Source organism: Cupriavidus sp. 2SB (assembly GCF_005503625.1).
Classification (GTDB): Bacteria; Pseudomonadota; Gammaproteobacteria; order Burkholderiales; family Burkholderiaceae; genus Cupriavidus.
Genome location: NZ_SCMX01000032.1, coordinates 47,722 through 70,380, shown reverse-complemented (window position 1 = coordinate 70,380; position 22,659 = coordinate 47,722). Strand labels below are relative to the sequence as shown.

The 22,659-nt window shown below is 59.7% G+C and carries 15 protein-coding genes; 8 read left to right on the top strand and 7 right to left on the bottom strand.

Features of this window, described 5'->3' with window-relative positions; genetic code table 11:
• Both rnpA and rpmH read right to left on the bottom strand, forming a co-directional pair.
• A partial coding sequence (gene rnpA / locus FFS21_RS16550; RefSeq protein WP_137925874.1) for a ribonuclease P protein component occupies window positions 1-353 on the bottom strand: 353 nt, incomplete at its 3' end.
• Between the two features lie 136 nt (window positions 354-489).
• Window positions 490-624 (bottom strand): 50S ribosomal protein L34, encoded by a 135-nt coding sequence (gene rpmH, locus FFS21_RS16545; protein ID WP_008650850.1) that lies wholly within the window; start codon window positions 622-624, stop codon window positions 490-492.
• A gap of 864 nt (window positions 625-1,488) precedes the next feature.
• On the opposite strand from rpmH, the gene dnaA reads away from it, so the two are divergent.
• The 4 genes from dnaA to FFS21_RS16525 all read left to right on the top strand — a co-directional run bounded on the left by dnaA (window position 1,489) and on the right by FFS21_RS16525 (window position 8,916).
• On the top strand, window positions 1,489-3,165 hold the full coding sequence (dnaA, locus tag FFS21_RS16540; RefSeq protein ID WP_137925866.1) for a chromosomal replication initiator protein DnaA: 1,677 nt from the start codon (window positions 1,489-1,491) through the stop codon (window positions 3,163-3,165).
• A gap of 371 nt (window positions 3,166-3,536) precedes the next feature.
• Window positions 3,537-4,652 carry a DNA polymerase III subunit beta gene (dnaN, locus tag FFS21_RS16535; RefSeq protein ID WP_137925865.1) on the top strand — a complete coding sequence of 372 codons (1,116 nt, stop codon included), beginning with the start codon at window positions 3,537-3,539 and terminating at the stop codon, window positions 4,650-4,652.
• A 185-nt stretch (window positions 4,653-4,837) separates the two neighbouring features.
• Window positions 4,838-7,363, top strand: coding sequence for a DNA topoisomerase (ATP-hydrolyzing) subunit B (gene gyrB, locus FFS21_RS16530; RefSeq protein ID WP_137925864.1), 2,526 nt, complete (start codon window positions 4,838-4,840; stop codon window positions 7,361-7,363).
• A 296-nt stretch (window positions 7,364-7,659) separates the two neighbouring features.
• Window positions 7,660-8,916, top strand: coding sequence for an RES family NAD+ phosphorylase (locus tag FFS21_RS16525; RefSeq protein WP_249359442.1), 1,257 nt, complete (start codon window positions 7,660-7,662; stop codon window positions 8,914-8,916).
• A 149-nt stretch (window positions 8,917-9,065) separates the two neighbouring features.
• On the opposite strand, the gene FFS21_RS32275 is transcribed toward FFS21_RS16525, so the two are convergent.
• The 5 genes from FFS21_RS32275 to FFS21_RS16500 all read right to left on the bottom strand — a co-directional run bounded on the left by FFS21_RS32275 (window position 9,066) and on the right by FFS21_RS16500 (window position 13,176).
• On the bottom strand, window positions 9,066-9,494 hold the full coding sequence (locus tag FFS21_RS32275; protein WP_212745247.1) for a ubiquitination-like system serine protease family protein: 429 nt from the start codon (window positions 9,492-9,494) through the stop codon (window positions 9,066-9,068).
• A gap of 29 nt (window positions 9,495-9,523) precedes the next feature.
• On the bottom strand, window positions 9,524-10,696 hold the full coding sequence (locus tag FFS21_RS16515; RefSeq protein ID WP_137925863.1) for a ThiF family adenylyltransferase: 1,173 nt from the start codon (window positions 10,694-10,696) through the stop codon (window positions 9,524-9,526).
• The gene (locus FFS21_RS16510) at window positions 10,671-11,393 is read right to left on the bottom strand and encodes a multiubiquitin domain-containing protein (protein ID WP_137925862.1); all 723 of its coding nucleotides are present in this window, start codon (window positions 11,391-11,393) and stop codon (window positions 10,671-10,673) included. Before FFS21_RS16510 ends, FFS21_RS16515 begins: the two co-directional genes overlap by 26 nt.
• Window positions 11,394-11,505: 112 nt before the next feature.
• A complete protein-coding gene (locus tag FFS21_RS16505; RefSeq protein ID WP_137925861.1) occupies window positions 11,506-12,075 on the bottom strand; it encodes a MarR family transcriptional regulator in 570 nt (189 codons plus the stop codon).
• 24 nt (window positions 12,076-12,099) lie between these two features.
• Window positions 12,100-13,176: an ATP-binding protein gene (locus tag FFS21_RS16500; RefSeq protein WP_137925860.1), complete on the bottom strand. Its 1,077-nt coding sequence runs from the start codon at window positions 13,174-13,176 to the stop codon at window positions 12,100-12,102.
• A 214-nt stretch (window positions 13,177-13,390) separates the two neighbouring features.
• On the opposite strand from FFS21_RS16500, the gene FFS21_RS16495 reads away from it, so the two are divergent.
• From FFS21_RS16495 to FFS21_RS16480, 4 genes are all read left to right on the top strand, one after another.
• Window positions 13,391-13,627 carry a hypothetical protein gene (locus tag FFS21_RS16495; protein WP_137925859.1) on the top strand — a complete coding sequence of 79 codons (237 nt, stop codon included), beginning with the start codon at window positions 13,391-13,393 and terminating at the stop codon, window positions 13,625-13,627.
• A gap of 512 nt (window positions 13,628-14,139) precedes the next feature.
• Window positions 14,140-15,669 carry an HsdM family class I SAM-dependent methyltransferase gene (locus tag FFS21_RS16490; RefSeq protein ID WP_249359440.1) on the top strand — a complete coding sequence of 510 codons (1,530 nt, stop codon included), beginning with the start codon at window positions 14,140-14,142 and terminating at the stop codon, window positions 15,667-15,669.
• A 33-nt stretch (window positions 15,670-15,702) separates the two neighbouring features.
• Window positions 15,703-18,471, top strand: a complete 2,769-nt coding sequence (locus tag FFS21_RS16485) for a hypothetical protein (RefSeq protein WP_171020431.1) — start codon at window positions 15,703-15,705, stop codon at window positions 18,469-18,471.
• Window positions 18,455-22,657, top strand: coding sequence for a DEAD/DEAH box helicase (locus tag FFS21_RS16480; RefSeq protein ID WP_137925858.1), 4,203 nt, complete (start codon window positions 18,455-18,457; stop codon window positions 22,655-22,657). Before FFS21_RS16485 ends, FFS21_RS16480 begins: the two co-directional genes overlap by 17 nt.
• The last annotated feature ends 2 nt before the right edge of the window (window positions 22,658-22,659 follow it).

Genomic DNA, 22,659 nt, shown 5'->3' with positions numbered 1-22,659 from the left:
ACATCGAGCAAGCCGCTGAGTTCGGTCAGGCAGACCCGCCGGATCGCCGTTCGGCTGGCAAAGTCCGCACGCGGAAACTTGGCCTGCAACCGTAACAAAATGTCACGGCCAGCGAATTGGTCCTGCCGGCAGCGAAACAGTTCCCGCACCATGCGCTTTACAAGGTTGCGCTCGGCGGCGCGCGGCGCGAACTTCTTGCCGACGACGATGCCGAGCCGGCCCTGCTCCAGGCCGTTGGCGCGCACATACAGCACGAAGTGCGGGCTGCGACGCCGGGGCCGCAAAGCAAAAACGGATGAAAACTCATCCGTCTTTGTGAGCCTCGCGGCTTTGGGGAAGGCATGGTCCGACACGCTGGTCAAAACTGCGGAGTCACCGGACTGCGGCACTCCTGGCCATCCTGAGAGCGAGGCGTCGGGCTGGGGCAGCAAGATCATCCGCGACAGTTGCCCGCCGCAATGCTCATCGCCCCCACCGGTCGCCCGGCCCTCAGATTGCCAGGCGCTTGCGGCCCTTGGCGCGACGTGCGTTGATCACGGCACGGCCGCCGCGGGTCTTCATGCGCACGCGGAAACCATGGGTACGCTTGCGGCGGGTAACGGAAGGTTGGTAGGTACGTTTCATGTTGCACTCTCTGGTTGATCCGGGCTTTCCGGGCGCCGGCCTATGCCGGTTCGCCTTGGCCGCCGCGTATGGTTCGCATGGGGCTGCCGCACAGCCGACGCCCGCCCATGGGGTAAGGTGGCCGCGGCTTTGCCGACGATTCTGGTTCTGTCTTGCTGCCGGCCGCCGTTGGACCTCATCGCATGGGACAAGGCGTTGACGCGATCGGGCGGCTTGCCTGAGGCCGCACATGCTTGCATGCGACGGTACTGGCCAGACCCGGCGATGCGCATACGTGATCCCCTGCGGCATCGCAGAACCCGCCATTTAACCGATTTTCGCAAAGCGTGTCAAGGCGCGGGACCGGCGGTGCCGAAAAAGCCGCCACAATGCCTCCATGCCTGTGGGTAAACGCCGGTGCGCCATTGTCCACAATGCCTGGTGGGTAACAACGGACGGCTCCCGTATTCCTGCGGGGCGCTTCAAATGTTATCCAAGTCCTTGTTTCCGATGGATTATCTGCCGTTGGCGCCGCTTGGGCGAGGCGTGGCGGCGCAGGTTGTGCACACAAATCCACTGATTTTTCACAAGTTGTCCACAGGGTTATCCTTTGTGGATAACTTGGACAGGGGGGTACAATCCCGGTCCAAACACTACACGGGCTGCGTGGCGCACGCACAACCCGGGTCTTCCTGCCTTGGGTATACCTGCCGTATACCGTTTTTGAATGCCGTTGCCGTGCCTCGGGCACGATGGGCGGCATTTTGCTTTTCGTGGGTACACACTCCGAAGGGCGCACAAAAAAGAGGGAAGCCCCGTGGCGCGAATGCCGCCTTGTCCGTGACGTGCCAATGAAAGTCGTGGCGCGATCACTTAGAAGAACACATGCAAGATTTCTGGCAGGCGGCAGCCGCGCAGCTCGAGCGCGAACTGACGCCGCAACAGTTCAAAACCTGGATCAAGCCGTTGGCGCCGGTCGCCTTCGACGAGGAAGCGCATGCGCTGCGGATTGCCGCGCCCAACCGCTTCAAGCTCGACTGGGTCAAGAGCCAGTTTTCGGGTCGTATCACCGCGCTTGCGTGCGAATACTGGGAAACGCAGGTTAGCGTTCACTTTGTTCTGGATCCCGCTGCGTCGGGCCGTGCTGCGACTTATACTCAGCAAGCCATGGACGCCAGTGCTGCGGGCCACGCAGGAATGGGTGCGAATGCCGCGCCTTATCCCGGCATGCCCACGGGTGCTCCGGGTGGCATGCCCACCCAGCCCTATGGCCAGGCCCCGTCGCAGATGGGCGGCTATCACGAGTATGCGCCGCAGCCAGGTCCGGCCCAGGGCGGGCAGGCTCCTTACCCCGCAGGCATGCAGAACCGGGCGGCCGCGCCAACCGGTAACCCCCTGCAGGGAGGAGCCGGTGCTCCAGCGCATGACCTCGCCGATATCGACGTGGCCCAGATGGACCCGGCCGAAGCCAGTGGCCGTCCGTACCGCGGCCAGCAGCAGCCGGGCACGGTGCCTGCGCAGCCGAACGACACCGTCCATGAGCGTTCGCGCCTGAACCCGATCCTGACGTTCGACAACTTCGTCACCGGCAAGGCCAACCAGCTGGCCCGCGCGGCGGCAATCCAGGTGGCCAACAACCCGGGCAAGTCGTACAACCCGCTCTATCTCTATGGCGGCGTCGGCCTGGGCAAGACCCACTTGATCCACGCCATCGGCAATTTCATGCTGATGGAGAACCCGCGCGCGCGCATCCGCTATATCCATGCGGAACAGTACGTGTCCGACGTGGTGAAGGCTTATCAGCGAAAAGCGTTCGACGAGTTCAAGCGCTATTACCACTCGCTGGATCTGCTGCTGATCGACGACATCCAGTTCTTCTCGGGCAAGAACCGCACGCAGGAAGAGTTCTTCTATGCGTTCGAGGCGCTGATTGCGAATCGCGCGCAGGTGATCATCACCAGCGATACGTATCCGAAGGAAATCACCGGCATCGACGATCGCCTGATCTCGCGATTCGATTCGGGCCTGACGGTGGCGATCGAGCCGCCCGAGCTCGAGATGCGCGTGGCGATTCTGATGAAGAAGGCTGCCGCCGAGAACGTGAGCGTGCCGGAGGAAGTGGCGTTCTTCGTCGCCAAGCATCTGCGCTCGAACGTGCGCGAACTGGAAGGGGCGCTGCGCAAGATCCTGGCGTTCTCGAACTTCCACGGCAAGGACATCACGATCGATGTCACGCGTGAGGCGCTCAAGGACCTGCTGACCGTGCAGAACCGCCAGATCTCCGTGGAGAATATCCAGAAGACCTGTGCCGACTTCTACAACATCAAGGTCGCGGACATGTATTCGAAGAAGCGCCCCGCGAACATTGCACGGCCGCGCCAGATCGCCATGTACCTGGCCAAGGAACTGACGCAGAAGAGCCTGCCGGAGATCGGCGAACTCTTCGGTGGACGCGATCACACCACGGTGCTGCACGCCGTGCGCAAGATTGCCGACGAGCGTAGCAAGGACGCGCAACTCAATCACGAGTTGCACGTGCTGGAGCAGACGCTCAAGGGCTGACCGGGGGCCAATGTCGCGCGCCGTATTCGGGCGCGGCGGCGTCCCGGAACCGGAATTCCGGGCCAGCCTTGCCGGGCTGGCATACTACTGGGTGCGCGTCCGGCGGCAAACGGGCGCCAGAATAACCTTGGATTGCGGTAACTGGCCTCAGATAAGGCTTTGCGGTGAGTCGGGACGCGTTGGCGGATTGAGCCGCCTGACCGTGGCATTTTGTGCACAGCCAGGCGCCCCGCCGGACTCGGCCCGCTTCACCGCAGCGGCTTATCCTTGGTACAATGCGGCATTAACTCCTTGATTCCTTTATGAATTTGGATCCTGGAGCTGCGCCTGATTCCGCGGTCGCCGACGACAAACGACGAAGGATAATTTCAATGCAATTGGTCAAAACCTCGCGAGACAACCTGCTGCGTCCGCTGCAAATCGTGAGCGGCATCGTGGAGCGCCGCCACACCCTCCCGATCCTGGCCAACCTGCTGATCCGCAAGTCCGGCTCGAACGTTTCCTTCCTCTCCACCGATATCGAGATCCAGATCACCACGCATGCCGAGTGCGGCGTGGGGAGCGACGACGTGGCCACTACCGTTGCCGCGCGCAAGCTGCTCGACATCCTGCGCGCGATGCCCGATGGCGACGTGGCGCTGTCGCTGAACGACAAGCGCATGTCCGTGCAATCGGGCAAGAGCCGCTTCGCACTGCAGACGCTGGCCGCCGAGGAATTCCCGACCGTTGCCGAAGCCGCCGAGTTCAACGCGAGCGTGAGCCTGCCGCAGAAGACGTTCAAGCATCTGCTGGCGATGGTCCACTTTGCGATGGCGCAGCAGGACATCCGCTATTACCTGAACGGCATGCTGCTCGTGGTCGATGGCAAGAAGGTGATGGCCGTGGCCACTGACGGTCACCGTCTGGCGTACTGCGGCGTTGAGCTGGAGAACGAGGCGGCGGGCGTGGGCTCGCGCCAGGAAGTCATCATTCCGCGCAAGACGATTCTCGAACTGCAGCGCCTGCTCGAAGACAACGACGATCCCGTGCAGGTACAACTGGCCGCGAATCAGGTGAAGTTCACGTTTGCCAACGTGGAACTGATCAGCAAGCTCGTGGAAGGCAAGTTCCCGGACTTCCAGCGCGTGATCCCGAAGGGCTACAAGAATGCATTCGCGATCGACCGCGTGCAGTTGCAGCAGGCGCTGCAGCGCACGGCGATCCTGACCACGGACAAGTTCAAGGGCGTGCGTTGTATCCTCGATACGCATGTGCTCAAGATCAGTTCGACCAACGCGGACCAGGAAGAAGCGCAGGAAGAACTGGAACTCGATTATTCGGGCGATGCGCTCGATATCGGCTTCAACGTGACCTACCTGCTCGATGTGCTCGCGAACCTGAAGAGCGAGCAGGTGCAGGTCAGCCTCGGCGACTCCAATTCGAGCGCGCTGATTACCGTGCCGGAAGACGACAACTTCAAGTACGTCGTGATGCCGATGCGCATTTGATGGCCAAGACCCAGTCGCCATCCATACACAATCGGGCACACACCGCATCAGGGGCCGGATCCTCGGGATCCGCCCCTTTTGCCGTTTTCAAGTAACCCGCAAAACGCGGACTCGCCGCACCCGCTGCCGCATGGCGCAGGTCCGGCTTTATCCGCTTTTGTCGTTAGTATCGTGAGTAGGAAAACATGACCGACCAGCAGAATCCGCAGCAGGAAAACACTTACGGCGCCTCTTCGATCCAGATCCTGGAAGGCCTGGAAGCGGTGCGCAAGCGTCCCGGCATGTATATCGGCGATACGTCCGACGGCACCGGCCTGCACCACCTGGTATTCGAGGTGCTCGACAACTCGATCGACGAGGCCCTGGCGGGTTATTGCACCGAGATCCTCGTCACGATCCACAGCGACAACTCGATCTCGATCGTCGACAACGGCCGCGGCATCCCGCCGGCCGTGAAGTTCGACGACAAGCACGAACCGAAGCGCAGCGCGGCGGAAATCGCCATGACCGAACTGCACGCCGGCGGCAAGTTCAACCAGAACAGCTACAAGGTGTCCGGCGGCCTGCACGGCGTGGGCGTGTCGTGCGTGAACGCACTGTCCAAGTGGCTGCGCCTGACGGTGCGGCGCGACGGCCAGGTCAACCTGATCGAATTCGCCAAGGGCGAGGTGCAGAACCGTATTGTCGAGACCGTGAACGGTCCGGATGGCCAGCCCGTGGAAGTCTCGCCGATGAAGATCATCGGCGCCACCGACAAGCGCGGCACCGAAGTGCACTTCCTGGCCGATGAAGAGATCTTCACGAACGTCGAGTTCCACTATGAAGTGCTCTCGAAGCGTATCCGCGAACTCTCGTTCCTGAACAATGGCGTGCACATCAAGCTGGTGGACCAGCGCACGGGCAAGGAAGAGGATTTCGCGTTTGCCGGCGGCGTGAAGGGCTTTGTCGAGTACATCAATCGCGCCAAGACCACGCTGCACCCGAACATCTTCTACGGCAACGCGGAGAAGGATGGCATCTCGGTGGAAGTGGCGATGCAGTGGAACGATGGCTACAACGAGCAGGTGCTCTGCTTCACGAACAACATTCCGCAGCGTGACGGCGGCACCCACCTGACGGGCCTGCGCGCAGCGATGACGCGCGTGATCAACAAGTACATCGAAGAAAACGAGATCGCCAAGAAGGCCAAGGTGGAAACCAGCGGCGACGACATGCGCGAGGGCCTGGCCTGCGTGCTGTCCGTGAAGGTGCCCGAGCCGAAGTTCAGCTCGCAGACCAAGGACAAGCTGGTTTCGTCCGAAGTACGCCTGCCGGTGGAAGAACTCGTCAGCAAGGCGCTGACCGACTTCCTGCTGGAAACGCCGAACGACGCCAAGATCATCTGCAGCAAGATCGTCGACGCGGCCCGTGCGCGCGAAGCCGCACGCAAGGCCCGTGAAATGACGCGCCGCAAGGGCGTGATGGACGGCATGGGCCTGCCGGGCAAGCTGGCCGATTGCCAGGAGAAGGACCCCGCGCAATCCGAACTGTTCCTGGTGGAGGGTGACTCCGCAGGCGGCTCGGCCAAGCAGGGCCGCGACCGCAAGTTCCAGGCGATCCTGCCGCTCAAGGGCAAGATCCTGAACGTGGAACGCGCGCGCTTCGACAAGATGCTGTCGAGCCAGGAAGTGCTGACGCTGATCACGGCGCTGGGCACCGGCATCGGCAAGGAAGACTACAACCTCGAGAAGCTGCGCTACCACCGCATCATCATCATGACCGATGCTGACGTGGACGGTTCGCACATCCGCACGCTGCTGCTGACGTTCTTCTACCGCCAGATGCCTGACATCATCGAACGCGGCTACGTCTATATCGCGCAGCCGCCGCTGTACAAGATCAAGCACGGCAAGGACGAGCGTTACATCAAGGACGACAACGAGCTGAATGCGTACCTGCTGAAGCTGGCGATGGAAAAGGCCGCGCTGATCCGTCCGGACGGCAGCGAGATCGCCGGTGATGCGCTGGGCGAACTGGCCCGCCAGTACCAGCTGACCGAAGGCGTGATCGGCCGTCTGTCGCGCATCGTCGATACCGATGCGCTGCGCGCCATCGCCGACGGCGTGACGCTCGACCTCGACAATGCCGCTGCCGCAGAAGCATCGGCCGTGGCACTGAAGGCCAAGCTGGCCGAGATGCACGCCAAGACCCTGCTCGGCGCCGCCGTCAACGACGATGGCACCGCAGACGTCTACGCGCAGTTCGACGAGAAGACCGACAAGCACCGCCTGATGATCGCGCGCCGCCACCACGGCAACGTGCGACTGTCGCACTTGGACGCAGACTTCGTCCACGGCGCCGACTACGCCGCACTGTCCGGCGCCGCCAAGACGTTCCAGGGCCTGATCCCGGACGGCACCAAGGTCAAGCGCGGCGAAGGCGATCGCATGCGCGAACAGACCGTGGCGGATTTCCACCAGGCCATGCAATGGCTGCTGAGCGAAGCCGAACGCGGCGTCACGCGCCAACGCTACAAGGGCCTGGGCGAAATGAACCCCGACCAGCTGTTCGAAACCACCCTCGACGTGACCCAACGCCGCCTGCTGCGCGTACAGATCGAAGACGCGATTGCAGCGGACCAGATCTTCACGACGCTGATGGGCGATGAGGTGGAGCCGCGCCGTAACTTCATCGAGTCGAATGCGTTGGTGGCTCGGAATATTGATGTTTGAGCAGTCTTGTAGTGTAGGAATTCGGAAATAGTGAGACTACGAGCCCTATTGTGAGACTGAAATTCCGGAATTACCGCGACTGACGTGCAACCATAACCATACTGTAGGGAAACCAACCGTTCTCGGTTGGTTTTTTTTCGCCCGCTCCCAGCGCTGGCGCGGGCTTCGGGCCTGGCCTCGCGCTGAGGGCAACGATGGAGCCATGTCGCAGGCGCGCGATCCGGTGCGTAGACATCAGTGGCCGTAAGTCGTTGGGGCGATAGAATATGCGCAACGCATCCAATGAGCCATAGAGAGTGACCCAAGCCATTTGTCGTAGCTGCATTGATGATCCCCACGTACGGCTATTCATCGAGCAAAACGGCTCTAAGGTCGAATGCGACCAATGCGGCGAAAGCGATGACTTGGCTGTCTCGGTCGAGAAACTCGGCGAGTTTCTTGAACCGGTCCTGCACCGAAATTTCGCACCGGGGGAGCAGTACAAGGTGTTCCACGGGGACGATGACAGAGGTGACTGGATCCAGCAAGGGGAGACAATTGAGGATCTTGTCCAAGAGGTCCTGGGCCAATATCTGGATGCGAACGATGCGATCGCCGACGCGGTCGTCGCGGCAGACGATTATTTTCCATCTCGCGGTGGTGGGCCGTTTTGGGATGAAACGACTTACTATGTTCCCAGGCCAATCGGGGTGGAGAGCTACATCGCGAAGTGGGAGCGTACTGTTGAAGAACTCAAGTATTCGCGGCGATTTTTCAGCGCTTCGGCCCGTGACCTCTTCGCTTCATTGTTTGCAGACATAGATCACGTCCGTGAGCGACGGGGTACTCGCTCTCGATCCGTGGTGCGGAAGCTTCCCGAGGGTACTCGACTCTATCGAGCCAGGATCAGCGGATCACCTGACGATCTCGAGTCGACCTTCGCAGCCCCATTACAGCGGGTTGGCCCGCCGCCAAAAGAAGTCGCTAGGGCAGGACGCATGAATGCGGATGGGGTTGTAGTGCTATATGCAGCAACAGAGCCCGAGACGGCGCGCGCAGAGCTCCGGCCCGCCTTGAAGACCGACATATTTCAGATCGCTCTTGAGACCACTCAACCGCTACGCGTGCTGGACTTTTCGCGGCTCGAGGCTGCGAAAAGCGTAAAAGATCTAAGCTATTTTCAGCCGGACTATATAACTCAGCGCGAGCGCGGCCGGTTTCTCCAGATGCTGCACACCTTGATCGCCAAACCGGTTGTGCCGGGGCGAGAGGCAGACTACCTGATCACTCAGACGATGGCAGAGTATCTGGCACACGTCCACGAGGCTCCGTTTGACGGAATTCTGTTTGCGTCTGCTCAAAGGGCGGGCGGGACAAATGTCGTCCTGTTCGCAGATCCCACGCTATTGACGGGTGGGATTGGAGAGCAGTTCAGGGTTCGGTATGTGGAGGACAGCCTCGAGGTCCACTCCACGGAGGCGATCAAGTACGCTCACCGCAAACTTGACGTAGTCGTAAGCACGGAAACTGGAAAGATGCGGCTCCTTGACCGCGATTTCGGTTTGGACTTCTAGGTAGCGAAAGGACGGGGCGTGCCCCCATGAAATAGGCAAGACTCCTGCTAGGTTACCGCTGTGGGGACCGGCTACGCCACGTCACTGGCGCAGCCGGTCTTTGATCATCGAGCATAGCGTGATTGGAATCCCGCTCTGAACGTCAGCAACTACTTCGACAGCCAAGCCCAAAAGCGCTTCCACGGGCTCAAGTCCGTTGCTCGCGATTCTTGACCGGGGTCCAGTTTCGCTTTGCTAACGCCAGTATCTACAGACGACTTGCTGAGATTAGCGTAGTACCTCGCCTTGGCCGCTTTGCCGTGTTTGACCTCCTTTTCGACCATCTTGCGACTCCAAGGTCCAGCTTCCACCACCCTGTTTCCCTTGATGACGTAGTGCGATTGGCAAGGCAGATTCCAGCTTCCAACGGAAGGCCAGAGCGAGACCGCCTCGCCGTCGAACGTCAGCGACCAGTCTGTCGGGGTAAGTGGTGTTACCACTTCATGGCCACAGCCACAACAGCAGCTATGGACCACCGTGCCGTACTCCATCGATATGTACAGCACGCCCCCTTCTAGCTCACCTGGGATGGTGGTCATGAAACGGGGCGCAAGCTCCGAGTGCCGCATCATTCGGAACCACCATTCAGCAGCATGTTTCCGTCGGTCGTGAACAAACTGTGCAGTTCACCCTCCATATCCCGGTAGAAGCCGCGATACCGCTTCCACCGGAACACGGCAAGCACAGCGTTCATCGCATTCAGGTCGGCCACCTGGATGTTAGAACCGTAGATATTCTCGCCCGAACGTTCCTCGAAAGAAATTTTCTTGCGCGCGAACTCCCGGTGGTTCGGGGTGCTGAGCGTGGTCCGCAAAATCCCCCCAAGGTTACCGTCGGTCAACTCGAGTCCCATTCCCACATCAATGAACGGGATGTCGCGCTTCTCGAGTTCCTCGACCGCCACCCGCTTGCTTTGACCCGCATCCATACAGAGGAATGCGAATGTCACGCCTTCCAGAAGCCCGAGAGTTGCTGTACTGAACTCCACCGCGTGCGCGGTAATCCCGCGATGCATGTTGCTGTAGATGCCGCGAAGATGGTCAACCTTCTTGGGCACCTCGCGGAGTTGGTCCAGCGTTGGCGCCCCAGGCGCACGAAAAGCGTTGTGCTGCAGGAAGTCGTCGCCATCGATAAGCCTGATCTCGCGAACGGGCGTTTTGGCAACAAGATCAAGGACATAGGAGCCGGTGCCCCCGACGCCGAGGATCGCGATGCGATCACTGGCAAGGCGAACCGTTAGCTCTTCAATGCCCGCGCGACCAGATGCGTTTTCCACGTAGTTGAAGATGCTGTCCTCGTCGTCCATCGGTTGCCAGAACTTACGGGGACTTGCATCGGGCTCGATCTGTCCGGCGGGACCCGCAATGATGTTCGCGTACGTGGTCATCTTCTGGTGGTAGTCCGAGTACCCGCTTGCATCCGGCTTGGTCGAGAAGTGGTGAGGGCCGACTGCGTGCAGATCTGGCGGCACTTGCCCTCCGACCGCGATGCTCTGCAACGGGCGTCCCTGTGCATTGCACGGAAATTCGCCTTCGAAGTGCACCGTGTGCGGTTCCGGCTTCTGCGTGACGTCGCCCGCTAGGCAAAGCGGCGAGATGATCTTGCCCATCTTCACTTCGCGCTTCGCGTTAACGTAAGGGACGTCTAGCATCACCAGCGTTCCGCCTTCGACGCGCACCTTGTAGCCCTCATCCCACAGGCGTTTGAGGTCCGGATTACGATTGAATAGTGCGGCCGACATTGAAGATGCTCCCGTCTTTCTTGACTTCAACCGAGCCGCCGGCGGCCAGTTCCCCTTGGTGCGGAAAGGACGCGACCTTGCGATAGGTGACGTCGTAGGTGATGTTCGGCTGCGGCGGCTCACCCGGGTAGGCCAGCGCGACCAGTTGCTCGAACGTGATATGGCGGGTCGGCACTTCTTTCTCGCGACCGTTCACGATGATCACAATCTTGGTGTGGCGCTGGGGGGCCACTTCGAAGTGCTCGATGCCGGGAGCCGTGAGGTCAACCTCATCCTCCGGCTCGATCTGCACGTCTTCGCCACCACGCACGACCAGGAACACGGCTTCGTCCTGCGACGCTTTGGCCAGTGCGTAGAGATCCGTACCCGAGATTTTGGGAAGGCCCCACACGATCTGACTGCCATTGAGAGTCAGCTTGAAGTCACGATCCGACTTGAAGGCAATGAAGCGTTCTGCGCCGGGGCGACGCAGGTCTACCGGCTCATCCAGGCGGACGTCTTCGAAGTCGCCGGCTTGCAGGATGTTGAAGAGCGTGTAGTCGCCCTCCGGACGCAGGCCGCAGGCAGCCAGAATCTGGCGGCCGAGGGGGACGGGGTCTTCCAGTTCTACGCTCTGGAAGGTGGTGCTTCCCTGGGCCACCAGGATTTTGAAGCGTTGACGACGCTGTTCGTCGTCTTGGGTCGTTTTGTTTTGCATAGCTAGTACCGGTAAGAATCTGATTAAATGATCCCGTTTAAGACTGGCCGGAAGTTGGCTTCTCGAACAGTTAACCGGATACTAACGTTGAATTCTGATTAAAGCAAGCAGTTTAAGCAGTGCACCGAATAGGAAGATAAGTGAACTCAACGCCACCACTGTCGGCCACATCCTCGCGGCGCAAGAGATAGCCATCACTTACTAACTTCTTGAGACGCGTGCTGGCGTTAGGTACTGAGATGCCGAGGTCCGCCGCCACTTGGCCTGTCCCAACTTCGCCAGATCGCAGAACATATGTGAGCAGATCGCTAGCAGCCGCCGTCATGGCAGGTCCGATGACTTCAAACCGGCCGTCAGGATGCCAGATGACCAGTGGCTGATCCTTGGCGTGCGCGGCGTAGCGCCAGTTGTCGACCACATCACGGTTATCCAGATTGGAGAGGCAAAACGAGTGATGCCCGCGGTAGAGCTTCGCTGCCGAGATCACGCTTTCCCGCGCGAAAGAAGCGTCGGTCCCCACGATTCCATCGAAGGAGACCTCGAAAATAGTCGGTTCTGGGCGAGCGTCGGCGAGGGCGGTCAGCTCACGGAAAACTTCCCTTCCTTCCTCGTTCCCATAGGGACGGTCGGAGGCCGTGAGATCTCTGAGGCGGAGCCGCACGCACTTTGCATTCTGGTTCATGCCGGTAATTTAATGAGACGAACTTCACTGCGTCAAGTTGAACTTCACGCAAATATGTGTGCCATTCATCCGACGCAACCCTTTCCGGCTTGTGATACGGCGTTCATCGCCCGTATACCGGATTGTTACCTCGAAGGTATCCTGGCGCACGGTGATGCTGCCTTTGAAGCGTTGGGTACATTCGCCCGTACGAAAAAGCCCGAGTCCCCGGCCGTCATCATCCAGCCGGCTCAGCTGACCGTCAGTGAAGACCAGTTCAACAAGCGCAATGGCTCGATCCTTGCCGGAAGCATCCAACTTCGCGAGTGTGGCAGCGTCGAGCGTCGGGAGAAGCGATCCGGCTATCCCGGTCCCGCTATCTGAAAAAACTGTGCTGATGTGTGGCGTGCTGCCTTTCCTGTATAGCTGCAGGGCGACGAACCCGGGAATAGGCGAGCTTGAATGTTCATGTATGTTGGAGAACAGCTCTGCCAGAATTGTATGAAGCCGGGCCTCCGGGAATGCGACGTGCTGGGCGAGACTCTCTTGCAGCCGGCGAGGAATCTCTTTGTCGCGATGCTGCAAATCGATCTTCGCCACCTCCACCAGACCCGAGTTGCCACCGTGCAGCTCCTTTGCGGTTGACCGCTTTGGCCTGCTCGGCAGCACCTCCACTTTTTTATCGAGCAGGTCATAAAAACCCACGCGATTAAGATATTTTGACGTTTCCTTGCACCCACTAAAATCAATGATGACAGACTTGCCTGTGTAAATCAGTTGATTGCAGAGGGCAAGCAAGCGTGCAATCGCTTCCAGCAGGACAGACGTAGATGGCGCGAATTCGAATATGACCTTGGAACAGGCAGAATCCAGTGGCGACTCAACCTGGCTCAGCGCACTTTCGAATTGCCGGGTAGAAAGCCACTGAGCGGGAGGAAATTGCACTCGCAGTTCAACAGGCGCTCTCAGTCGCCAATAGCTCGCGTCATCCTGCAAAAAATCTTCTTTGCAATCATGCAAAATTCGATTGACGTCACGATTGGTCACACCAAGCACACGTGCGATTTCACGCGCCTTGATCGGCTGTCTCGCTTCCAGAATTTTTCTGATCTTTTCTTTCATTGGAAGCGCCACTCTCTGCAACGACAACCCATCTAGCAATCTTGAGATCTGAGGAAGTAACGATTATAGCGAGCCCACCGTCCGGAAGCGACGCCCGCCCTGATGATCTGCAGTCTAGAGTTTAATGGCCCCCCATCTTAGGGGTATTCTGCACCCGTAGCCTCTAATATCTGTTGCCTGCCCTGGCAGGGCTCTTCTTCTATGCCGGGCGAGCGTGAAAAAGCCCATCCTACCCATTGCGCGTCCACGAATTAGCCTCCGTGAGCCGCGCTTTGCAGGGCGTTACGCTCGCATCAAGATTTCCACGCTGAAGAATCTCAACGATCCCTTCGATCTGTTCGGCTATGAACTTACTACTCGGGGAAAAAAGAAGGCGATGTCCACCTATTGTGACAAATTTCACCAGCGATTTGGACGTCATCAGTTGGACGGACGTTCTGTTCTGAAATGAAACCGATGCGACCGCCTGCGTAGTGGGCGGGCTGGCGGGAATCTGCTCGGGCTCGGCGGTCATGTAGACGGTCGTTTCCGGACTGTCGTTTTTTAGACTCACTTGTCCGCTAGCCCCGGATTGAAGGGACCGGTCAGCCGCGCAGCGCCTGAACCCCTCGATCTTATTATTTCAGCAGCATCTACCGACCGGTAGAATCCTTCCAGTAATAGATAGACGCCTAGGAGTGGGCAAATGACCGATAAGCCGGCAGATGACGAAGCGGGTAAGGGCAACGCGCGTCTAGGGATGGATTGATGGTTCCTTTGTCGAAGCAGGCAATCAAGCGCCGCATTAGAGCACTCGGCTCTGCAGCTGAGCGCTGCGGGGGTGACGTACCGACGCTTGTCGGAACTTTACTGCGCATGTGGTGCAAATCAGCGTATCCGAAGCTACCCAAACCATCTCTGCCTTTTTCTAAGGCCCTTGCTTCGGAGCCAGAGCTCAGCGCTTTCGTTGCCCTCCTGGCTCAAATGAGCTTTCTCGATGCCACATATTGGCTCAGCTCCTCTTACGCGATATTGGCTGACGCAGACCATAGAAAAAGGCTTGCGATGTTCTTCACGCCAACATCGCTCGCCGAAGGGCTTCTAGATGATCTGGCCGCTCAAGGCGTCGATTTCGGAAGCCAGTCCTTCATAGACCCGGCGTGCGGGGGCGCGGCCTTTCTAGCCCCAATTGCGCTGCGCATGCGAACAGCGCTGAAGACAAAGGGGTACACGGCCCTAAAGCTGCTTAAGCACATAGAGAAGCGCCTCTATGGCGTCGACCTGGACAAGACATTGTGTGCGCTTTCCAAGCATTTTCTCTGCATGGCGTTACACGAGGAAATCCTGGAGACTGGCTACGTTCCGTCGTTTTCGGTCTATGCGGCAAATTCCCTGACCCACTTGGCCCCCGTCGTCGGGACTGCCGACGTGGTCGTCTGCAATCCGCCATACCGCAAGATGACTTCCGAAGAGCTGGAACCGTTGCGTCCTATTTACACCGACGTTATCGAGGCGCAACCGAACCTCTACGCGCTTTTCATAACTCTCTGCGTGCGCTTGCTGCGTATTGGTGGTCACGCCGCGCTGGTCACACCGACCAGCTACCTCTCCGGGCAGTACTTCGGGCGGTTGCGCAAATTCCTTCTCCGCAACACTGATGTAAAGCACATAGGCATGGTCAGTGACAGACAGGGCGTTTTCATTGACGTCGAACAAGAGACCGCATTGACCGTGCTGCGTCGCCGCGCTGAAGAGGACCGCACGAAAATGAGAGCCAACGTATCGGTGGTATCAGCTACTGGCCAGTACACGAATGTTGGCGAATGCAGACTGCCCAACGCCGGTGCCGTGTGGCCCATTCCCCGTTCTCTCGAGGACGTGACCCTCCTCAAGAGAGCAGCGCTCTCTCAGTCTCGCTTATCGGACTACGGCTATCGCATACGCATCGGGGCGTATGTGTGGAACCGGGACAAGCGCCCTAAGTTTGAATCCCTTCAAGATGCTCGACGTGTCAAAGCGGACACCGCCATGCCCCTGATGTGGTCCCGAGACATCGTCTCAGGAGGAATCGTCCGACTAGAGGACACGTCAGCCTTCGATGGAGAGCATCGCTTTGTGGATCTCGGTGACAGGAAACATACGTCGGTAATCACGTCGCCCAGCGTAGTCTTGCAACGTGTGACGTCGAACGACCAACCTCGGCGCTTGGTGGCGGCAGCAGTCTCCCCTGGTGTCTTTGACTCATATGGGGGATTCATCGGCGAGAACCACGTCGTTATCCTCGAAGCTGTGAGCGACAAGCCAGAGCTACCGCCGACAAAGCTGGCAAAGCTGCTAAGCGCGCACGCAGTCGACCGCTACTTTCGGTGCATCTCCGGTGCCACCAATGTTTCAGCGTTTGAGCTCAACCAGCTCGTACTCCCCAATCCACAAGCGCTTAAGGAAGCCGCTACCAATGGCAGGTCGATGGACGAAGCGGTGAACCTAGCATTTGGGCTTATTTCAGAGAATTGATCAGGCAGGGCAACACATGGTGCGGACTTTGTAATGCCTCAACTCAAATCACTGGCGAAGCGCCAGGCGGACCAAACAAAAGCGCGAGAAAAGCTTGCCGAACTCGCCCGCAAATTTGTAGCGAAGCCGGTCGGAGGTAAGCAGCTCCCTGTCCATGTCGAAGCGGCGCCCCCAGCCCTAGCCAAGCCGCCTACCCCGATGCGCCCACAACGGCAGTGGGCACAGGTCCGTGCCGGAAGCGCTCCCTTGAGCTACCTGTCGCGGACGGCAAACGAGACCATCGCTCCGCAACCCTGGGCGAAGGGGCTTGTGAGCACGCTGCTCGGCGCTGCCGACAGTGGAGACGTGGCACTTTGCCTGGTCTGGCCTGCCAAGTTGACCGCGCCGCCTTTGTTGCACGCACTCGCAAACGTTGAGCGCATCTTCGCCAAGGACCTGCGTGGGATGCGAACCGTACTCTACCCCGGCACGCATGCTTGCCGCGCTCCGCTCCACAGCGTGCTCGCCAATCGCGAGTTGCTGAGCGCCTTTTATCGGACGTTGTGGGTGCAACAGGCAAACGGCTCATTCGAGGTAGAGGCCTACACGTCGTCGCCTGCACTCCTGGCCGCGTTGTCGGCCCTCAATGACCTCACCCAGCACAACCCTGAATCGCCCAATCCCTCGCTCGCAGAGCTCGTTCCGACGTTCGTCTTCGACCCCGCCAATCGCACTTGGGCGACGACGGTCTCGAACCCGCTGGAGCGCACCCTCGCCAAAGTGGGACGCCTCGCGCATCGGCGTGACTTGCGAGAGAAGGTCAACCTCGAGTGGGGCACCCCTGGCAAAGCGCCGAGCGCCCTCATGGTGATGCACCACACGGCGAAGAAGGACTCGTGGCGTACGGCATTGGCCGACCCAGCGCTAAAGGGCCAAGGCCGGCCGGAGGTTTTACTGCTGGACGCGACGGACACCGCGTCGCGAACGAACTACGCTGCGGTCAATGGCATTCCTGATTTTCTATTGTTCGCTCGGGAAAACGGCTTCTCCGATGCAGGGGCCGTCATCGTAACGGATGACCCCAAAACCTTCTTCATCATACGGGGGCAGCTTCGGGATTCCAAGATTCCGTTCTCGACTAGAGTGTGGGCCGCAGAAGCTGAGGACGTGCTGCTCTCCGCGCATCCAGTCGCTGAAGATTGGCATCCCGCCCAGCGCAGCAACTCGAACTTCAGCGTCAGCATCGTCGACCGAGACGCGTCACAGCTCGCACTGAAATTCCAACGCCTGACTTTGTCTGCCGGCAAAGAGGAGCGCCCCGCCTATCAGGCGCTGCTCCAAGCGTGCATGTATATCCTGCGGCTGTCGAACATGCCTGCCGGGTACACGGACCTCACTGCGGCGTCTGCAGAATCGGGAGGAGGCGATTACGGAAGCCAGCAGAATGCCTGGATTCCCGTCAAGTTGGCACTCGTGGCGGCACTTACCTCCGGTGCGTTGAACCACGTACGTGACTCGGTCGAACAATCCATCGCGCAGGCAGAGAAGCTCATCGACGACTGGAACGATGCCACGCCGATGGCATCCCGCATGCTTGCCGAAGTCCGAAAGCATGCGGTTGCGAGCCGGCAGGGCATCTCGCTGGTGCTGCCGAACAACCAGTACGTCCTGCTGGCGCATCGCTTCCTCCAACGAAAGCTTGGTGCTGACTGGCCCTCTGCCGAAACACGCATCGAATGGCACACGCTATCCACCGTTGCCAAGACGCTAACCGGCGACAGGAAAGGGAAACATATCACCTTCGTAGGTATCAACCCCGATGTAGTTCGCATCTTGGTGACGCATCCAGATGTGCCGCACGGCACCGCAGTCCTACTCGCTTATCGGCAAGCCGAGTCCACCCTTACGACGCTGACCTGCATGAAGGAGCCGGAGGCGTTCAAGGCCTACCGGGGACGCATCGGCTTGCTGGCCCAAGAGGTTGAGCGACGCCTGGCAGAAGTTCCGAACCCGCTCGTCATTGGCAAACTTCGCGAGATGTCTCTGACGTTCAAGTTCGACGAAAATGGCCGCAGCGGTGAGAGCGACGAGCAGGCCTACTTCAAGTTCGAGCTGGAGGGTGGCGGCCGGGCGTACGCGTATGGCTGGGTCTACCGCCACGTGCCCGATGAAGACCCCCCGTTCCGGCGTGCTGCCGCGAGCGCCATCCAACAAGGCGACTTCATCTTCGACATGAGCGATGAACTTCGCGCCAAGTTGGAATCATCGCTCCAGCTGAATGGCGAAGGGGTGAGATCGGTTGTCGACCCCGTGCGTACATTGCTCAAGCTATACCACGACGATGTTCAGAGGCGCTGCGCGCTAATGTTTAAAGCCACGAAACGGTCAGCTCTGGCACGAGAAATTCATGCCAGGATGGTTGAACTCGATTCCAAGGCCGAGGAATGCAGATTGGGGCGTGTCTACTACTGGTTGTCCCTGCACGAGAACGATTCGCGGCCCCACGCCGCCAAAGAGACCAAGTATTTCATCATCTTTTGCAAGGCCTTGGGCATGAGCGAGGAGGCCGCGAAACAGCACTGGGGTTTCGTACTGAATGCCCGGCGCTTGAACCAGTACCTCGGAAGAGAGCTGGTCGCCCGGTACGCAGAGATCCTGTTTCAGCCCGAAAGCGCGGCCGCCTACCGCAAGGTTCCCGAAGACGCCATTCGGCAACTGCAGCAAGAGGCGCTGCGCTGCGTCTATCGAGTCGAACGCGTTGTGCCACCGCTGGCGCGGCTTACCAAAAGCAAGAAGGGAGAGACAAGTGCCCATCCTCAGTGAGAACCCACGCAACATCCATCCGGCCTACAAAGAGGCCGTGGTTGACAGCTTGCTCAATGGCCTTTCGGCGCGGCTCGCCGGGCGGGGGGACTTCTACAGAGTCATTTATGACACTAAGCCCAGTGCAGCACTGATGTCGGAATTCATCGTACCGATGCCTATCGAGGAGCGCGGCGGTGACGAGGAGGCTGACCCTATCCGCATCAGTGCGCACGGCATGGATTTCCAGATTCGCACGACCGCGGTGGGTACGGCTCTCGGCGTATCACTGACCGGTGCTGTGTACGTCCGCATCCTGCCAACCGAGGACGATGTGAAGCCAGGGGGCCGGCTGGAGGCTACGTTCCCGCTGACCAGAGAGGCTCGCACCGAAATCCGCGGCAAGATCAGGGACGCGCTAACTAAGCTCACCGCCGCGCTACCTGGCGGCAAGACGAATTCGGAATGGGCCGCAAAAAGCTACGAGGCGCGCAAATTTGTGTACGAATCGATGGGATTGCCCTTCGATAACCGGTTGGACCGTGCGCCGGCGGGCGAAGAAACCGAAGCCGAGGGTGCCAAAGATGGGGGCGGCGAAAGCGACGAGGAAGGCGAAGCACGTCCGGCTCAGGAGATTACTGTTGGCCTAGCCACGCCCGATGGCTTGGCAGACGATATCCCTCCTCCTCCGAAATGGCTCCGGCTCGAGCTCACCCTGCCATCGTTTGAATTCACGGCGGCGACGGCAGAGGCCGATGCCAAGAAGGCAACCGATGCGCTGAACGAGGCCATCGCCAAGCAGCTTGCGGACTGGGCGACTAGCACCGACCCTGACACAGGCGGGAAGCTATGGGGCTACCGTCGAGCCAGAGTCCGCCCGTCCAACGTGCGCGACTGGAAACGCTACCTGGAGGCAGTTCGTGCCTCGAGCCTTGCTGTCATCGTACCCAAAATTGAGTTGCGCTGGATCGTTCAGGCGGTGCCTGATCCAGTCGACGTTAGCCGCATGACCGTCCATGTGGCCTTGGAGAATTGGACGACTCCGCTCACGAAGACCAACTTCAAGGAGCTGGAGCCGTCGCTTTTCCAGGTCTCGGTGGCTGTGACAGTGCCGGCGACCGACCACCAGTTCCTGCACTTGGACCGAGTCAAGCCATCCTATCGCTACAACCAGTACCTAAAATACCCAGCGTTGGGGCTCAATAGTGGGGTCAACCTCACCACCAACGGTCTGTTGCACCGGCTCACGACGACGTGGGCACCACGTTACGTGCTGCCCCGAATCATTCCAACCGATGGCGCCGTTCAGCGCAACATTGGGAAGCTGTCCCAACCCGATTGTCTGAGCGGCCTGCAGCCCCTCGTTACGGCCTACGAGACGTGGCTGGCCCAGGTAGAGAAGCATCCTGTGGACCATGGCCTCGTGGGGCCGGACGCCTCAGAACAACTGGCCGCCGAGCGCGAGAAACTACATCTGGACCTCACAGCGTGGCGCCGGGAGTTGAGCGCCATCCGATGCGGCTTGGAAATCCTCGAAAAATCCTGCAAACATTGGAGCGGGCCCGGCGTGCAGAAGTCACCATTGGGTATTCCGTTCGAGGCGTGGTTGTCGATGAATACAGCCATGGCCAAGGTGGCAAAATCGAAAGGCTATGACGAGTGGCGCTTGTTCCAACTCGCCTTCATCCTGGCGTCCATCCCAGCGTTCGCGACCCGCATTCCCGAATTCCATAACTTCTACACACCCGACGTCGCCAAGCACGCCAACGCCGTAACGCTGCTGTACTTCTCGACTGGCGGTGGCAAGTCTGAGGCCTTCCTCGGCCTGCTCGCGTTTGTGCTGTTTCTCGACCGCCTACGGGGAAAACACAGAGGGGTGTCAGCGTTGATGCGCTACCCGCTACGCTTGCTCACGCTGCAGCAGGCGCGCCGGACCTTCGCCACCATGGGTGCAGCCGAAGAGGTTCGGCATTCGCGCGGGCATCCAGGCGAGCCGTTCTCGCTGGGATTTTGGGTGGGCGGCAGCAACACTCCCAACTGGCACTCTGAAGAGGGATACGACGAAGTTCCGAGCGATAGCGAGGTCGCACCCAACTCTGAGTCCAAGCACAAAGATATCCAGCCTTACAAGAGCGCCCGTGAGCGCTGGTTGAAGCTGTCGTCGTGTCCATTCTGTGGAAACAAGGACGGCAGCCTGCTAGCGCTGCGCCGTCACTCCGGCACCGGTGCCAACGCGTTGGGCCACTACTGCGCGGCACCGAAAGAGAAGTGCTCCTGGAACGCCCGTTTCGCCAAGCCGACCCCGCTGCCGTTCTATATTGTGGACGAGGACATTTACGATCTCGCACCCTCCGTTCTTCTGGGCACGGTCGACAAGCTCGCCGCCATCGGACAGTCGCAGGGGACCATCCGTAAGTTTTTCGGGATGTTCGGTCTCGCGCCCCTTGTCGAGACCGACAGCGAGCGTTTGTATGTACCAATGAAGCCCAAGGACTGGGATGGCCACCCTGGCGCCAGTACGCGCGCGCTGTTTCCGTCCTTTGCGTCAGGGGAAAAGCGCTTCTTCGACCCATTTCCCGCTCTGCTAATCCAGGACGAAGCGCACCTTCTGGACGAGTCTCTGGGGACGTTCTCCGGCCTATTCGAGTCTGCGCTTGAGGCCGGATTCGACCAGCTTGCGCCGCTGCTGAATGGCCACTTGTCGTACGAGCCCGATTCCACGGTGCGCCGGAAGATTAAGGTCATCGCTGCATCTGCCACCGTCAGCGAGCCGCAGCGCCAGATGCGCAATCTCTACCAGCGTGACAACACCGTTCAATTCCCGCATCCCGGGCCGACTCTCTACAACTCGTTCTATGCGACGCCCCTCCAACCGGACGCCACGCTGGATGACACCGAACGCGCAGCGATTTCTGTCGGCGATGTGGAGCTGCGTAGCCACTGGGCACGTGTCTACGCTTCCATCCTGACTAACGGGCACCGCCACACCGTGGCGATGGCCTCGGTGCTTGGGCACTACCACTTGATGCTTACCGGCTTGTACGAGCGCCTGCGTAGCGAGGACCCGGTCAAGGAAAATGCCGCCCGCGCCGAGCTAATTAGGTGGGTGTCGGCTGGTCCTCTACAGGCCCAGTTCGTTCGGCTTATGACTGACGCCGATGTTGCGACTCTTCTGACACTCGTCGACTTGCACCGCATCGCCCTGACCTACGTCACCAACAAGAAAGGTGGCGACCAGGTTATAGACACCGAAAAGGTGCAGTTCGAGAAGCTCCACCGGGCCGATGGGTATACGGACCACGAGTTGAACTCGGAGCTCATCTCGGGTGCCGTCTCCGCCGCGGACATTCAGGACATCGTCCGGCGAGCCGAGGCCCGGGTTGGCGTCGGCTCGCCGTTCCCAGAGCTAAACGACACCCTCCGTTCGGTCATCGCTACTTCCGCTATCTCGCACGGTGTGGACGTGGAGGAGTTCAACGCGATGTTCTTTGCGGGCATCCCATCAGACATCGCCGAGTACATCCAGGCATCATCGCGTGTTGGCCGCACTCACGTAGGCTTCTCACTTCTGGTGCCAGTCCCCCAGCGATATCGAGACCGGTTCGTGCTGGAGATTCACGACATCTTCCACCGGTTCCTAGAGCGGATGATTCTGCCGGCTGCGGTGGATCGATGGGCCGAAAAGGCGCTCGTGCGGGTGATGCCGAGCTTCTTCCAGGAGTACGTCTGCGGCATGAACGCCATTGAGCGCCTATGCGCAGCTGACGACGACAAGAAGCGCAGCTGCCCCCCATTTTCGATGGCGCCCGATGTGCGGGACTTCTTGGCCGTGCCGGCTAACATGAAGGCCACGGAGGCGTTCATGGAGAAGGCGCTCGGCCTGTCCTTCTCACCTTCCCCGGAAGGCAAGAACTACTACCGCGCCCTGCTCAAAGGGCAGCTCACCCACTACCAGCAGGACCTTGGCGTCGACCGACTGGTCAATGCGACCCAACTGGTCAAGTTCTTCGCTGCCCGCAACGGCCTGCTTCGGCCAATGACGTCACTGCGCGACGTGGACCAACCGGGATTAATTCACGAATCAGGCGTGGATGCCTCCTTCAAGCTTGTGAGGGACGGTATGACAGCTCGGGCTATGCTCTTCATCCGGCGAGGCTCCGGAGCGGACATCGACTCGACAGACAACACTACGGAAGCGCGGAGCTAAGG